Source organism: Paraburkholderia hospita, from assembly GCF_002902965.1.
Lineage (GTDB): Bacteria > Pseudomonadota > Gammaproteobacteria > Burkholderiales > Burkholderiaceae > Paraburkholderia > Paraburkholderia hospita.
This window is the reverse complement of the sequence record NZ_CP026105.1, coordinates 832,302-847,032: the sequence shown is the minus strand read 5'-3', so window position 1 is coordinate 847,032 and position 14,731 is coordinate 832,302. Positions and strand designations below refer to the sequence as shown.

The window sequence follows — 14,731 nt, the reverse complement described above, 5'->3', positions numbered from 1 at the left end:
AGCTTCAGATCGACGGGACAGGTGGTGCGCGAGGCTGTGCGACGCGTACGCTGCGGCGCACAAAGACGGCCTCCGGCTCGATGGCTTGCGAGTACGCAAGCGTGCGGACGGAAGGCACAACGAACGGGACGCTGCTGCCAAGCGCGAAGTTGGCGGCAAAGCCCGGACAGTAGACACAGTGGGGAACGACGAGGTGCGTCTTCGACGTGTTGTCGTGCGAACCATCGAGATCGATGACGACGTTCTGCGCACCGGCTGCGTGACAAAGCTCGACGGATAGCGGGCCTTGAGCGCCCGGAGCACGCGCATAGCCGATGACAGGCGACAGTACATTGAGTACCAGCGCCAGCCATACGAGGCCGATCCAGCGTGTCGAACGTGTCATCGCGACTTGGAAAAAGTGAGCGCGCGCAGTATAGCAAGCGGCCGCGAGACAGTCTTTAGACGTACTGCAATACCGACAATCGTCAAATTTTAAACAAGGCGCTTCAATCCCTGGGAGCGTGTGCCGTTAAAGCAACAAAGAGCGCGCCAAAACATCGGCTGTATGCGGCAGCGCTGGTACGCCACGCGTGCTGAGGGACATAATGAATTCGTAAAGGAGAACCCATCATGGATAGCAGACCGCCAAAGATTCCGACCCCCGACAAGGTGCTCAGCCCGGATCCGGAACCTGCAGGCGTTGAGTTTCTGGTCGCGGAACTGCCCGAGCATGTTCGCGCGTTCTTTGACGAACAACGCAAGATGTGCGAGTCGAAGTAACGGTCGATCTGTGCATTGCAGCATCGGGGGTCGCGCAGCGGATGCATGCGCGTAGTGCTGATGCGCGTCTACACGCTTCATTGATTGACGCGTGGCGTTGGCGCGCGCCGATGTTCCGGCCTGGCTCAACGCTGATTTCGTTCTGCTGAGCGCCGCTGACGACGCGTCATTGTGTCGCGGGTTCGCGCGTCCGTTCGAGTTCGACACTCACCCCTCCTCTTCTTCGCTTTGCCTGCGCATGTTGCGCATGCATGGCGCATCTTCCCGCGCTTCGTCTATTCTTCTGTCTTTTCCTTTATCTCTTAGGCGGCCGCGTGCTGCATCAAGCTCAATGACCCGTCCGAATCTCATCGGCGCGCTTGGCGCGATCCTGTTCGCTTCAGCCCTCGCCTTCACGCCGGTATCCGCCCGCGCCGACGGCGACGACACCGCGCTGACGAATCTGATTGCACTCGTGTCGCAGCGACTGTCGCTTGCCGAGCCTGTCGCGCGTTACAAGTGGGCGCATCATCAGCCGATCACCGATACGCCGCGCGAGCAGGCCTTGCTCGCCGACGTCGAAAAGCGCGCAGCGCGCGCTGGCGTGGACCCGGCGTTCGCGCATGAGTTTTTCCAGGATCAGATCGATGCGAGCAAGGAAGTGCAGAACGCACTCTTCGACACGTGGCGCGCAAGCCGCCCGCCCGAAGGCGCGGCGCCGGATCTCGCGACGAGCCTCAGGCCACAGCTGGATAAGTTGACGCAATCGCTGATCACCGCGCTCGCGCGCGTTCAGACGCTGCGCGCGCAGGACGATTGCCCGACGCGCGTGGCGCGCGGCATCGACAACTGGAAGTCGCTCACTCGCTACGACAACACCCGCAATGCAGCGCTGACGCGCGCGCTCGGGCACGTGTGCGAATCGGGCGGTGTCGGAGCGACGGGCTAGGCTGCGTCGGCGGGCGCCGCTGCGAGGCTGGCGCCTGCCTCGGGCTGGACGGCCTGACGGCTGAGCGGCAGCACACTCAGGCCGCGTGCGAGATGCGACTGCAGAACGCGCCACGTCGATAGCTCGAACGCGCCAAGGACGCTCGCGGCGAGCAGCGTCGATGCCTCGGCCAGCGACGGCGCGTGTCCAAGATAGCGCCACTGATCCACGACATGGAACACGCGCGCCCCCTCGGCCGCGTCCCGCTCCTCGAACGCGATTGCGCCGTCGTAAGGCCAGGGGGCGTCAACGGGATCGGCGCGGCTCACGCGCGGCACGCGGTTATGCGGCGGGCGAAGCGCCGCGATCATTTGCGCTTCGGCAAGCAGCGCGCCGATTTCCCCGCCTGTGCCGCGCCACTCGACGCGGCGCACCTGCTGTGCGAGCTTCAACTCTTTCGACGAACGGCGCTCGCCCGTCAGATGCGTGCGCAGACGCTGGCGCACGCGCACGCTTCGTCCGACGTATAGCGGCGCGTCGTTCTCGCCATAGAACGCGTAGACGCCGCAGCCGGCAGGCGCGGTATCGAGCAGTTCTTCCGTGATATCACCCGCGATCCGGAACCGGCGCATGGTCTTGTCGATTTGCGCACGCAGCACCTCGACGGGAACGAGGCCGTGCAACCGCTGCCAGAACTGCCAGAGCAGATCGGCATCGGCAAGCGCGCGGTGCCGGTCCGACGGCACGAGCGCATGCCGTTCCACGAGCGCGTCGAGGCCGTGACGCTTTTCGGCAGGAAACAGCGCGCGCGAAAGACGCACGGTGCACAACATATCGGGATTGAACGTGAAGCCCACGCGCTGGAACTCGCTGCGCAAAAATCCACGGTCGAAGTTCGCGTTATGCGCAATGAAAAGCTTGCCGTCGAGCCGCGCGAAAAGATCGGCGGCAATCGACTCGAAGGTGGGCGCGCCGCGCACCATCGCGTTGGTGATGCCCGTCAACTGCTGGATGAAAGGCGGGATCGGCTGGCCGGGGTCAACGAGCGTGGTCCACGTGGACGCACCATCCGGCCCCAGTTCGACGACGCCGATTTCAGTGATCCGGTGATCGCCGACGGAACCACCCGTCGTTTCCAGGTCGACAAAAACAATCGGCACATCGAGGGCCGGTTCAAACAGAAGCAGTTCAGACATGTGAGGAAACTGTGCAATGCATAACTTTGCACAAGTATGCCCTATCGGCGGCGGCCGTTGCGCGGGCAATGTCGAACAGCGGGAAATGATGCACGATCGGTGAAGGGGCCGATGGGAATACGTTTATTCGACTGAGTGACCATAAATAAATCATCAATCAGGGATTACACGAATATGACATATTGATGTGCGGTCGAAAGAAACTGTCGGGCGTTTTCGAACAGCATTCTCCTTCGGACTGACTTGGGAGCGGATTAATTCTGGATTGCAGGCAATAAAAAACCCTCGTGAACGAGGGTTTATCCTGAGAGCCAGCGGCTCGGCCGCGTATTACAGCGGCTGGATGTTCGCAGCCTGCTTGCCCTTGGGTCCAGCCTTCACCTCGAACGACACGCGCTGGTTCTCCTTCAGCGACTTGAAGCCGTCCGCGCGGATTTCCGAGAAGTGCGCGAAGAGGTCCTCGCCGCCCGCGTCGGACGTGATGAAGCCGAAGCCCTTAGCATCGTTGAACCATTTGACGATACCAGTTTCCATGTTCCACTTTTCCTCAATTTGATAAGACAGGTAATGCCGTTAATGCCGATTACGATTCACGATTCCGCAAACCGTGAATATATGCGCGATGCACAATCAAGGTTTCGCCATCGGAAATCCAGCAAGGCATTTATAAGGGGAAGCGGATATAAGCGTCAAGCGGTTTCAAATCGAAAACTGGATGCACGTCAAATGCGCTGTTAAAGCGAACATAAAGTCAGGAATTATTCAGCTGGCTCATAATTCCAACCGGTCTGAATTGCCGATCTGACTTGTCTAACAATTAGATGTCAGAAAACTTTTCCGGTATGTAACAAAACGTGTCATTCGTAAGTGTTTTCACGACTTGTTAAGGTGAACTGTCAAACGCAAGATTTCAGCCAGCAGTTTGCAATCGGAGAAATGCCATGTTGTTCGATACCCTTCGCCGCATCGCCGCACAACTGTTGCCATCCACGAAGGGCGCACCGCTCTCCGAAACAGCTTCGCAACGCCCGTCCCTGCTGGAGTTCGACCCGATGTGGCACGGCGACCACTGGCAGAACCTGCTGTCATCCCCAATGGACGCGCGTCATTACGTGATCGAAGATTGGACCTTGACGCCGGGACTCGAATTCGCCCCGGTTAGCCCGGATGGAAAGCGTCAATAAGTCAACGCAGTAGCCGGAGGCAAAAAAGCAAAAAAAAGCGCGACTCTTGAGAAGTCGCGCCGACAAAGGTTTGGAGATCTTTTTCGTCAACGAAAAAGTCTGCTTCGAAAAGCAGAGATTTCAGTATAGCGCCCGTGGTGGATTTGATTAGCTTCGACTCTCGCAATCAACTATTGCAGAGCTGACAACAATCGCGATTCAGCGATTTTTGCGTTGTTTTTGCACGTCATTTCATGTCGTAATTGAACAACGCGCAAAGGTTGACACCTGGGGCTGGCACGAGCCAATCGGCCGCAAAGCCTTTATCAATAAGGCTTTAAGCCTCCATCTCGATAATTTCCTATCACGTAATACTTTATTGCTGATTTCGGAACGGCCATCGGGCGGGTCACGTCTCTACACTTTGCCTACCCGGAAACGAACGCACGTCGGTCACCGTGCGTTGTTCACGCGACCTTGCCTCTCGCAGCATTCGCGTGAAGTTTCCTTCAAGCCTGGGTTTCCAAAACCCATCCTGTTCTCGGAGTTACAAAGATGAAAAAGACTCTCATGGTCGCGGCCCTCTCGGGCGTTTTCGCAACCGCTGCGCACGCTCAAAGCAGCGTCACGCTGTACGGCCTGATCGACGCCGGCATCACGTATACCAACAACCAGGCAACTGCTCCGGGCCAAGGTCACAGCAACGTCCAGATGACGAGCGGCTCGGTGAACGGCAGCCGTTTCGGCCTGCGTGGCGCTGAAGACCTCGGCGGCGGCCTGAAGGCTATCTTCACGTTGGAAAACGGTTTCGGCATCAATGACGGCACGCTCAAGCAGCAAAGCCGTCTGTTCGGCCGTCAGGCGTTCGTTGGTCTGGCAAGCGAGCAGTTCGGCGCTGTGACCCTCGGCCGTCAATATGACAGCATGGTCGACTACGTTGGTCCGCTGTCGCTGACGGGCACGCAATACGGTGGCACGCAGTTCGCCCACCCGTTCGACAACGACAACCTGAACAACTCGTTCCGCGTCAACAACTCGGTCAAGTACCAGAGCGCGAACTACGCGGGCTTCAAGTTCGGCGCGTTGTACGGCTTCTCGAACCAGGCTGACGGCTTCTCGAACAACCGTGCATACAGCGCGGGTGCGTCGTACAGCTTCGCCGGCTTCAACTTCGCTGCTGCTTACCTGCAACTGAACAGCAACGGCGCGACGGGCTCAGCTGCTGCGTTTAACACCGGCGGCGCAGTCAACGGCGACAACACGTTCTTCGCTGGCCGCCAGCAAACGTGGGGCGCAGGCGGCAACTACACGTTCGGCCCGGCAACGGTCGGCCTCGTGTACTCGCAAACGAACCTGTCGAAGATGGCTGGCATCAACCAGGGCGCATCGGGCAACCAGGGCCTGCAGAACCGTTTCGGCGGCGACAGCGGTCACTTCCAGAACTACGAAGCGAACGCACGCTACGCTCTGACGCCGGCAATCAGCATCGCTGGCTCGTACACGTACACGAAGGCAAGCCTGGGTGGCGAGCACCCGCACTGGAACCAGTTCAACCTGCAAACGGCTTACGCGCTGTCGAAGCGTACCGACGTGTACCTGCAGGGCGAATACCAGCAAGTCAGCGAAAACTCGCTCGTCAACGCCAACATCAATGGCCTGAACGCGTCGGCGAACGAGAAGCAAGTTGCTGTGACGGCTGGTCTGCGTCACCGCTTCTAAGCATCAGCAGTACTTGCAGCATGAAAAAGGCGCCGCTTGCGGCGCCTTTTTTTCGTCCGGGCTTCGGCGTTCGGTCGAGCCCGCTTCCTGCGGCATTGGCCTACGCGTTCTCAGACGGGAGAGGACTCAAGCCTCCTCTTCTTCACGCGTCGGATACGCTACGTCGAGCACGTCGATCGGCTGCGGCCCGGCAGGCGTATGCAACGTCACCTGATCGCCGACCTTCGACTTCAGCAGCGCACGCGCGATAGGCGAAATCCAGCTGACGTGCCCTTCATCCAGATTCACCTCATCGATGCCCACGATCCTCACCGTATGCGTCTCGCCGTCTTCCGTCGCGTATTCGACGGTCGCACCGAAAAACACCTGATCCGTGTTTTCCTGGCGGCTGCTGTTCACGACTTCGGCGAGATCGATACGCTTGGTGAGAAAGCGGATACGCCGGTCGATCTCGCGCAGCCTCCGCTTGCCGTAGATGTAATCGCCGTTCTCCGAACGGTCGCCGTTCGACGCCGCCCACGACACCAGCTTCACCACTTCCGGCCGCGCCTCGTCGATCAGGTGCAGCAACTCGTCACGCAGTCGCCGGTAGCCGGCGGGCGTGATGTAGTTCTTCGCACCCGCGGGCATGTCGGGTTGCGCGGCTTCGAGATCGTCGTCGTTCTCGTCAGTCGATTCTTTGACAAAGGCTTTATTCATGGTGGTTCAGCATTGAAGCGGACATCCGCATCTCTAGCCTACATGATACGGCTGCTGTCACAAATTTCCCGGGCGCCCCTTCCCTTTTTCCGATACCTTGCTATAATCTCATTTCTGCGTGCGGCTGTAGCTCAGTTGGATAGAGTACTTGGCTACGAACCAAGGGGTCGTGGGTTCGAATCCTGCCAGCCGCGCCACTTTTTACGAGGGCCTTCCTCCGGGAAGGCCCTTTCGTTTCACCGGGGTGTACGCAAAGCAGCATGCGTTGCCCGAGCAGTTCAAGTTTAGCGTGCGGCTGTAGCTCAGTTGGATAGAGTACTTGGCTACGAACCAAGGGGTCGTGGGTTCGAATCCTGCCAGCCGCACCACCCATGAAGGGCCTTCCATCCGGAAGGCCCTTTGTCTTTTCCCTTCCTGCTTTTCTCTGTCAGCGGCGAGCGTTCTGGCGACAACGAACGGCCCGTCGCTTCAGCGCGGCGCCGACTTGATATCACCGATCTCGCCATCCGGTTTCGGCAGCTCGTTCTCGACGCCCAGCGCCGCCGTCTGCTCGCCGATCGGCGTCGCACGCGTGCCAAACAGCGACTGGGGCTGACGGAGAACATCGTCGACGGTATCGCCGAACTGGCTGCTCACGAACGCCCTCAGAAGCGCGATACGCAGCGATTCGCCATGCGCGGACACCGTCCGGTGGCCGCCCTCGAAGTCCGCGACGCAATGTGCCGCGCCGTCGCGCGTGCGCTCGCGCACTTCGAGCCGCTGCGCGCGCTCGAGCACGACGGCCGCCGCCTCCCATGACGTCGACGGCGTGAAGCGCCCATCCCACGGACGGCCACGATCGTTGCCGCGTATCGAGACGACGCGCCCGCTGTCGGTAAAGTAGATTTCGCGCACGAAGTCGTGCAGGCTGCGCGCGACCCAGTAGTCGAGCGCCAGATCGGAGAGATCAGCTACGTTCATCGCGTTGTTCCTGTGGACAGGCAAAGGCAGAGCGTCATCGTGCAAAACAAGTGCAAGCGACGCGCCCGCCTCCCAACTTCGATTTCAGTAATCGGCGCGCTCGCGGTCGATCCGCATGCCGCCGTCGTGATGACGATGCCCTTCTTCGCTCGGCCGTTCGCGCGCGATGCGCATCACGTCGAGATTGGTCCGCACGCGGCGCATCACGTTGGCCAGATGCACGCGGTCGCTGACCTGGATGACGAAGCGCAGCACCGTCGATTCCTGCGACTGGTCTTCGTCCATCGCAATGTGAACGATGTTCGCGTCGGCGGACGTGATATCCGCGGCAACGCGTGCGAACACGCCCTTCGTATTCTTGACCAGCACCTTGATCGCGACATCGAACAGGCGGCCCGGCTGCGGCGCCCATGCGACGTCGATCCAGCGGCCCGGATCACGCCGGTGAATGCGTTGCGCGACGCGGCAATCGGTAGTGTGAATCGCCATACCGAGGCCGATGCCGATGTAGCCCATGATGTCGTCGCCGGGAATCGGGCGGCAGCACGCCGACAACTGCACCGACATCCCTTCCGTGCCCGTGATGACCACGGGCGGCGCAGTCGACGTGCCATGCTCGCGCGGGTGGTCGTCGTCGCCGTCGTGACCCTCGCGGCCGTTCATCAGCACTTCGATCCGTTTGGCCATCACGGCCGCCACACGCCTACCAAGACCGATATCCGCGAAGATTTCCTGGCGGTTCTTGTTGCCCGTCCATAGCACGAGCTTGTCCCACACTTCCGGCGTGACGTCGGAGAGCGCGAGCCCATAGCCCTTGAGCGACTGATCGACGAGACGTTCGCCCAGCTGCACCGACTCGTTCAGGCGCATCGTCTTCAGATAGTGGCGGATCGCAGTGCGCGCCTTGCCGGTGCGCACGAAGCCGAGCCACGCGGGGTTCGGCTTCGAATACGGCGCCGTGATCACTTCGACGATATCGCCGCTCTTCAACTCGGTACGCAGCGGCAGCAGTTCATTGTTGATCTTCACCGCGACACACTGGTTGCCCAGGTCGCTGTGGATCGAATACGCGAAGTCGAGCGCCGTGGCGCCGCGCGGCAGCGCCATGATCTTCGACTTCGGCGTAAACACGTAGACGGCATCCGGGAAGAGGTCGATCTTCACGTGTTCGAGGAATTCACTCGAATCGCCGACTTCGCTCTGAATGTCGAGCAGCGACTTGAGCCACTGATGCGCGCGCTTCTGCACGTCGTTCAGATCGGCGCCGCCGTTCTTGTACAGCCAGTGCGCAGCGACGCCCGCTTCCGCGATCTCGTGCATCTTGCGCGTGCGCACCTGGAATTCGATCGGCGCGCCAAACGGGCCGACCAGCGTGGTGTGCAGCGACTGATAGCCGTTGACCTTCGGAATCGCGATGTAGTCCTTGAACTTGCCCGGCACCGGCTTGTAGAGCGCATGCAGCGCACCGAGGCAGGTGTAGCATTCGAGCGGATTCTCGACGACCACGCGGAAGCCGTACACATCGAGCACCTGCGAGAACGACAACTGCTTGTCGCGCATCTTCTTGTAGATGCTGAAGATGGTTTTCTCGCGGCCCGTCACTTCGGCGTCGAGCTTCGCGTCCGAAATTGCGCGCTGGACGGATTCGAGAATCTTGCCGACCACTTCGCGGCGATTGCCGCGCGCAGCCTTCACCGCTTTTTCCAGCGTCGCGTAACGGTGCGGATTGAAGTTCGCGAAGCTCAGGTCCTGCAGCTCGCGATAGGTATTGTTCAGGCCGAGCCGGTGCGCGATCGGCGCGTAGATATCGAGCGTTTCGCGCGCGACGCGGCGGCGCTTTTCCGGCGGCACGGCGCCGAGCGTACGCATGTTGTGAAGCCGGTCCGCGAGCTTCACGAGAATCACGCGCACGTCGCGCGCCATCGCGAGCAGCATCTTGCGGAAGTTCTCCGCCTGCGCTTCCTCGCGGCTGCGAAACTCCATCTTGTCCAGCTTCGACAACCCGTCGACCAGTTCTGCGACCTTCGGGCCGAACCGCTCCGCGAGTTCGGTCTTGGTCACGCCCTGATCTTCCATCACGTCGTGCAGCAGCGCCGCCATGATGGACTGCGCGTCGAGCTTCCAGGACGCGCACGTTTCCGCGACGGCAACCGGGTGCGTGATGTAGGGCTCGCCGCTTTGACGGTATTGCCCGAGGTGGGCTTCGTCGCTGAAGTGGAAGGCCGCCTTGACCTCTTTGATCTCTTCCGGGCTCAGGTAGTCCGAAAGCGCGGTAGTCAGCTTGGCGATGGAGACGACGTCATGCCGGCGCGGCTGCTCCGGCGTGGCGGTTGGTCCGAACAGATGGCGAAACGATTGTTCGAGGACCGCGTCGATGTACTTGCGTGCAGACGATGGCGAGTCGCTATCGTGTTCGTGGGCAGCGTGGTCCACTTCCGTTGCGGATGGCGAGGGGTCGGTGCTCATGGTCGCCTCCGTGTCGATAGTGCCGTCTGCACGCATTGGGTTGAGTTACATGACGATCAAACGTTGGAGCGTGCCTTAGACGGGCACCTTCTTCAGCATTTCGACGCCAACCTGGCCGGCCGCAATCTCACGCAACGCGACCACGGTGGGCTTGTCGCGGCTTTCGATTTTCGGCGTGTGGCCTTGAGCGAGCTGACGTGCGCGATAGGTCGCAGCAAGCGCCAGTTCAAAGCGATTCGGGATCTGTTTCAGACAGTCTTCGACGGTAATGCGGGCCATGTTGAAAATTCCTTCTCTGTATGTTGGTTATTCTACCTTATGTCCTTCCGACCTCGCCCGTATCACGCGTGCGGCAAGTGAATGCCGAGCTGCATGAAGAGGTCCGTGTGGCGCGCGTATTGCGATGCGAAGCGCGAGCGCGTCGCCGACACGAGGCATTGCAGTTCAGCCAGCGCGCGATCGAAGTTTTCGTTGATCACGACATACTCCGCTTCCGCCGCGTGCGCCATCTCGCTGCCCGCTGCGAGAAGACGTCGCGTGATCACGTTCGGCTCGTCCTGGCCGCGCTTCTTCAGACGCTCTTCGAGCGCTTCGAGCGACGGCGGCAAAATGAAAATCTCGACGGCATTGCGGAACTGCTTCTTCACCTGCTGCGCGCCCTGCCAGTCGATTTCGAGCAGCACGTCATGGCCGCTTTTCATCTGCTCTTCGATCCACACACGCGAGGTCGCGTAGTAGTTGCCGTGCACTTCCGCGCTTTCGAGGAACTCGCCCGCGTCGTGACGCTGGAGAAAATCTTCGATGGTCGTGAAGTGATAGTGCTCGCCGTCCTGCTCCTTCGGACGCGGCGGGCGCGTGGTGTACGAAATCGACAGACGGATCGCCGGGTCGCGCGCGAGCAGCGCGTTGACGAGCGTCGACTTGCCGGCGCCCGACGGCGCGACAACCATGAACAGGTTGCCGGGATAGACGCCTGCGTACGGATTGCGCGGTGCGCTGCTTTCGCGTTTGGTTTCGGTCATGCTGGTGAGACTCCCCTATTACTCCAGGTTTTGTACTTGTTCGCGCATCTGTTCGATGAGCAGCTTGAGCGTCATCGAAGAATCTGCAAGTTCCTTCGCGGCCGCTTTCGAGCCCAGCGTGTTCGCTTCGCGGTTCAGCTCCTGCATCATGAAGTCCAGACGCTTGCCGACCTTGCCGCCCTTTTGAATCACGTGGCGCGTTTCGTTCAGGTGCGCGGTGAGGCGCGACAGTTCTTCCGCGATGTCGATACGAATTCCGTACATCGTCACTTCCTGACGGATGCGCTCGGCGATCTCTTCGCGCGACACGATCGTCGCCGACTGGTCGGGCGCGGCGATGCCAAGCGCTTCCTGCAAACGCTCGACGATCTTCTGCTGATGCTTCGCGATCAACTCCGGCACGAGCGGCGTGATCTTCGTGACGATGGCTTCCATCTCGCTGACGTTGTTCAGCAGCATCGTCGCGAGTTGCGCGCCTTCGCGGCCGCGCACATCGATCAGATCGCCGATTGCCTGCTTGCCGCATTCGAGCACGGCATCGCGCAGCACTTCCGGAGACACGCCGCTCTCGGCCAGTACGCCCGGCCAGCGCAGGATTTCGCCCGTGCGCAGACGGCCCGCTTCAGGAAACGCCGCGAGCACCGACCGCTCGAGCAAGGCAAGCTGTTGCAGCGCGTCGCGATTGACCGCGCCTGCGTTCGCCGACTGCTCGCTGCGCTGCAGGTTGATACGGATATCGACCTTGCCGCGCGACAGCTTGCTCATCAGCATTTCGCGCAGCGTCGGCTCGCAGACACGCACGTCTTCCGGCATCCGGAAGTTGAGATCGAGAAAGCGCGAGTTCACCGTGCGCAATTCGACGGATACGCTGATGCCGCCGTTGCCCGTTGCCGCTGCGAGTTCGCGCGTGGCGCTCGCATAGCCAGTCATACTGTAGATCATGATAGGTCTCGCGATTGTGGTCGCGCGAACATCACATCGCACGACCAGGGATTCGAGTCGCCCGGCGTTTACGAGACGCGAGGCGGGGAACGCGCATTATCCCATCTTTACCGGCGACACCTGCCGGAAGCGGCTTTCGGGTAAGCCCGGGCAGACGGCTTTCGTGACGCGTTGGCCGGCGAGCTGCCAGGCAGCGCTCCCGGCGCGGCGCATCGGGTTGAAGCGCACGGGCGGCGGCGGCGCGATCGGCGGTAAAATTGCGGTTTCCTTCCGCCCTCTCTTCCCCTTCATTCCCTTCAATTCCGACGATGAACGACATCACGAAACGCCCCAGCGGCCGCGCCGCCGATCAGCTGCGCGACGTGCGCATCACGCGCCATTACACGAAGCACGCGGAAGGCTCCGTGCTGGTCGAATTCGGCGACACCAAGGTGATCTGCACGGCGAGCGTCGCCGAAAGCGTGCCCGGGTTTCTGCGCGACCGCGGCCAGGGATGGTTGACGGCCGAATACGGCATGCTGCCGCGCGCGACGCACACGCGCAGCGACCGCGAAGCCGCGCGCGGCAAGCAGACGGGCCGCACGCAGGAAATCCAGCGTTTGATCGGCCGCGCGCTGCGCTCGGTGTTCGATCTCGAACGGCTCGGCGCGCGCACGATCAATATCGATTGCGACGTGATCCAGGCCGACGGCGGCACCCGCACGGCGAGCATCACGGGCGCGTTCGTCGCCGCGCACGACGCCGTCGCGAAGCTGCTCGCAACGGGCCGCATCGAAGCGTCGCCGATCAACGATTACGTCGCGGCCATTTCCGTCGGCGTGTTCGACGGCCTGCCCGTGCTCGACCTCGACTACGACGAAGACTCGCAGTGCGACACCGACATGAACGTCGTGATGACGGGCGACGGCGGCTTCGTCGAAATCCAGGGGACGGCGGAAGGCGTGCCGTTTTCACGCGATGAGATGAACAAGCTGCTCGATCTCGCGCAAGGCGGCATCAGGACGCTGATCGAGAAGCAAAAGGAAGCATTGGAGTTGAAGGGTGACTGATCGAAAAGACAACCCGCTGGGCAGGATCGTGCTCGCGTCGAACAACGCGGGCAAACTGCGCGAGTTCGCGGCGCTGTTCGGCACGGCGGGTATCGAGCTGATCCCGCAAGGCGCGCTGAACGTGCCGGAGGCGGAAGAGCCGCATCCGACCTTCGTCGAGAACGCGCTGACAAAGGCGCGTCACGCATCGAAGCTGACGGGCCTGCCCGCAATCGCCGACGATTCCGGCCTGTGCGTGCGCATATTGCGCGGCGCGCCTGGCGTTTATTCGGCGCGTTATGCGCAACTCGCGGGCGGTGAGAAAAGCGACGCGGCGAACAACGCGCACCTCGTCGAGCAACTGAAGGGCGTGAGCGACCGGCGCGCGTACTACTTCTGCGTGCTCGCGCTCGTGCGCCATGCCGACGACCCCGAGCCGCTGATCGCCGAAGGCCGCTGGCACGGCGAGATGCTCGATGCGCCGCGCGGCGCGAACGGCTTCGGCTACGACCCGTACTTCTTTTTGCCGGCGCTGAACGCGACAGCGGCCGAACTCGAGCCTGCCGTGAAGAACGCGAGCAGCCATCGCGCGATTGCGTTGCAACAGCTGTTCGCGCGGCTGAAGGAGGAAGCGTGAGCCACGCATCAACGACGGGAGCCGGCGTCATCAAGGCGTTCACGTCGCCCGGCAGCATCCGTTTGACATCGCTGCCGCCGCTCGCTCTTTATGTGCACTTTCCGTGGTGCGTGCGCAAGTGTCCGTACTGCGACTTCAACTCGCACGAGTCGAAAGGCGGCGCGTTTCCCGAAGACGATTACCTCGACGCGCTGCGCAGCGATCTCGAACAGGCGCTGCCGCTCGTGTGGGGACGGCAGGTGCATACGGTGTTCATCGGCGGCGGGACGCCGAGTCTGATGTCGGCGAAGGGGCTCGATCGCCTCTTGTCCGACGTGCGCGCGCTGCTGCCGCTCGATGCCGACGCCGAAATCACGCTCGAAGCGAATCCCGGCACGTTCGAAGCCGACAAGTTCGCGCAGTTTCGCGCGAGCGGCGTGAACCGGTTGTCGGTTGGCATCCAGAGCTTCAACGAGACGCATCTGAAGGCGCTCGGCCGCATTCACGATGCGACGCAGGCGCGCCATGCCGTCGAGGTTGCCGCGACGACGTTCGATAACTTCAATCTCGACCTGATGTTCGCGCTGCCGAAGCAGACTTTGGCGGAGTGTCAGGCCGATATCGAAACGGCGCTGTCGTTCGCGCCGCCGCATCTGTCGCTGTATCACCTGACGCTCGAACCGAACACGCTGTTCGCGAAGTTTCCGCCGCCGCTGCCCGACGACGATTCGTCCGCCGATATGCAGGACTGGATTCACGAACGCACGCGCGAAGCGGGCTATGAGCGGTATGAGGTGTCGGCGTATGCGAAGCCGCATCGGCAGAGCAAGCACAACCTGAACTATTGGCGCTTCGGCGACTATCTCGGCATCGGCGCGGGCGCGCATACGAAGCTGTCGTTTCCGAACCGCATCCTGCGGCAGATGCGCTACAAGCATCCCGCGTCGTTTATAGAAGAGGCGCGTTCGGGCAATGCCGTGCAGGAAGAACATGAAGTCGGCACGCGCGATCTGCCGTTCGAATTCATGCTGAACGCGCTGCGGCTGGTGGAAGGGTTTCCGGTGCATCGGTTCATCGAGCGCACAGGTCTGCCGATGACATCGATCGAGCCGGCTTTGCAGGAAGCGGAGCGTCGCGGGCTGATCACGCGCGACTACGAAAAGATCGCGCCGACGCCGCTCGGCCAGGCATTCCTCAACGATCTTCAGGAGCTGTTTTTGAAGGATTCGTGAGCGGGTTCGTGGTTTGTTG

General features: G+C 61.4%; 16 protein-coding genes and 2 tRNA genes. 9 read left to right on the top strand and 9 right to left on the bottom strand.

Annotation, left to right across the window (positions count from 1 at the left end; genetic code table 11):
* Positions 1–4: 4 nt before the first annotated feature.
* Positions 5–385 carry a DUF2946 domain-containing protein gene (locus C2L64_RS03780; protein ID WP_090838066.1) on the bottom strand — a complete coding sequence of 127 codons (381 nt, stop codon included), beginning with the start codon at positions 383–385 and terminating at the stop codon, positions 5–7.
* A 227-nt stretch (positions 386–612) separates the two neighbouring features.
* Here C2L64_RS03780 and C2L64_RS54030 point away from each other — a divergent pair, with 227 nt between their 5' ends.
* Together C2L64_RS54030 and C2L64_RS03775 are read left to right on the top strand one after the other, a co-directional pair.
* Complete coding sequence (locus C2L64_RS54030; RefSeq protein WP_007578152.1) at positions 613–762, top strand: hypothetical protein; 150 nt, start codon at positions 613–615, stop codon at positions 760–762.
* A 331-nt stretch (positions 763–1,093) separates the two neighbouring features.
* A complete protein-coding gene (locus C2L64_RS03775) occupies positions 1,094–1,690 on the top strand; it encodes a chorismate mutase (protein WP_007733478.1) in 597 nt (198 codons plus the stop codon).
* Here the strand turns inward: C2L64_RS03775 and C2L64_RS03770 are convergent.
* Both C2L64_RS03770 and C2L64_RS03765 read right to left on the bottom strand, forming a co-directional pair.
* Positions 1,687–2,865: an exonuclease domain-containing protein gene (locus C2L64_RS03770; protein ID WP_090838068.1), complete on the bottom strand. Its 1,179-nt coding sequence runs from the start codon at positions 2,863–2,865 to the stop codon at positions 1,687–1,689. The genes C2L64_RS03775 and C2L64_RS03770 overlap by 4 nt on opposite strands.
* 330 nt (positions 2,866–3,195) lie before the next feature.
* Entirely contained in the window at positions 3,196–3,399 is a 204-nt protein-coding gene (locus tag C2L64_RS03765; protein WP_007578158.1) for a cold-shock protein, read from the bottom strand.
* A gap of 407 nt (positions 3,400–3,806) precedes the next feature.
* On the opposite strand from C2L64_RS03765, the gene C2L64_RS03760 reads away from it, so the two are divergent.
* Positions 3,807–4,049, top strand: a complete 243-nt coding sequence (locus tag C2L64_RS03760; RefSeq protein WP_090838070.1) for a hypothetical protein — start codon at positions 3,807–3,809, stop codon at positions 4,047–4,049.
* Positions 4,050–4,583: 534 nt separating this feature from the next.
* Positions 4,584–5,747 carry a porin gene (locus C2L64_RS03755; RefSeq protein WP_007578162.1) on the top strand — a complete coding sequence of 388 codons (1,164 nt, stop codon included), beginning with the start codon at positions 4,584–4,586 and terminating at the stop codon, positions 5,745–5,747.
* Between the two features lie 126 nt (positions 5,748–5,873).
* Here the strand turns inward: C2L64_RS03755 and greB are convergent, their stop codons facing one another.
* On the bottom strand, positions 5,874–6,446 hold the full coding sequence (greB, locus tag C2L64_RS03750) for a transcription elongation factor GreB (protein WP_007733481.1): 573 nt from the start codon (positions 6,444–6,446) through the stop codon (positions 5,874–5,876).
* Positions 6,447–6,566: 120 nt separating this feature from the next.
* On the opposite strand from greB, the gene C2L64_RS03745 reads away from it, so the two are divergent.
* Both C2L64_RS03745 and C2L64_RS03740 read left to right on the top strand, forming a co-directional pair.
* Positions 6,567–6,643, top strand: a tRNA-Arg gene (locus C2L64_RS03745).
* 94 nt (positions 6,644–6,737) lie between these two features.
* Positions 6,738–6,814: transfer RNA gene (locus C2L64_RS03740), tRNA-Arg, on the top strand.
* A gap of 100 nt (positions 6,815–6,914) precedes the next feature.
* On the opposite strand, the gene C2L64_RS03735 is transcribed toward C2L64_RS03740, so the two are convergent.
* The 5 genes from C2L64_RS03735 to C2L64_RS03715 all read right to left on the bottom strand — a co-directional run bounded on the left by C2L64_RS03735 (position 6,915) and on the right by C2L64_RS03715 (position 11,836).
* Positions 6,915–7,406: a phage protein NinX family protein gene (locus C2L64_RS03735; RefSeq protein ID WP_007578166.1), complete on the bottom strand. Its 492-nt coding sequence runs from the start codon at positions 7,404–7,406 to the stop codon at positions 6,915–6,917.
* An 84-nt stretch (positions 7,407–7,490) separates the two neighbouring features.
* A complete protein-coding gene (locus C2L64_RS03730; RefSeq protein WP_007578168.1) occupies positions 7,491–9,872 on the bottom strand; it encodes a RelA/SpoT family protein in 2,382 nt (793 codons plus the stop codon).
* A 75-nt stretch (positions 9,873–9,947) separates the two neighbouring features.
* The gene (gene rpoZ, locus C2L64_RS03725) at positions 9,948–10,151 is read right to left on the bottom strand and encodes a DNA-directed RNA polymerase subunit omega (RefSeq protein WP_006025620.1); all 204 of its coding nucleotides are present in this window, start codon (positions 10,149–10,151) and stop codon (positions 9,948–9,950) included.
* A 62-nt stretch (positions 10,152–10,213) separates the two neighbouring features.
* Positions 10,214–10,894, bottom strand: a complete 681-nt coding sequence (gene gmk / locus C2L64_RS03720; protein WP_007578256.1) for a guanylate kinase — start codon at positions 10,892–10,894, stop codon at positions 10,214–10,216.
* Positions 10,895–10,912: 18 nt separating this feature from the next.
* On the bottom strand, positions 10,913–11,836 hold the full coding sequence (locus C2L64_RS03715) for a YicC/YloC family endoribonuclease (RefSeq protein ID WP_007578258.1): 924 nt from the start codon (positions 11,834–11,836) through the stop codon (positions 10,913–10,915).
* Positions 11,837–12,144: 308 nt separating this feature from the next.
* Here C2L64_RS03715 and rph point away from each other — a divergent pair, with 308 nt between their 5' ends.
* From rph to hemW, 3 genes are read left to right on the top strand one after another with little or no spacing between them, the layout of a single operon-like run.
* The gene (rph, locus tag C2L64_RS03705) at positions 12,145–12,885 is read left to right on the top strand and encodes a ribonuclease PH (protein WP_090838075.1); all 741 of its coding nucleotides are present in this window, start codon (positions 12,145–12,147) and stop codon (positions 12,883–12,885) included.
* Positions 12,878–13,501, top strand: a complete 624-nt coding sequence (rdgB, locus tag C2L64_RS03700) for an RdgB/HAM1 family non-canonical purine NTP pyrophosphatase (RefSeq protein ID WP_007578263.1) — start codon at positions 12,878–12,880, stop codon at positions 13,499–13,501. Before rph ends, rdgB begins: the two co-directional genes overlap by 8 nt.
* Entirely contained in the window at positions 13,498–14,712 is a 1,215-nt protein-coding gene (hemW, locus tag C2L64_RS03695) for a radical SAM family heme chaperone HemW (protein WP_090838077.1), read from the top strand. Before rdgB ends, hemW begins: the two co-directional genes overlap by 4 nt.
* Positions 14,713–14,731 lie beyond the last annotated feature (19 nt).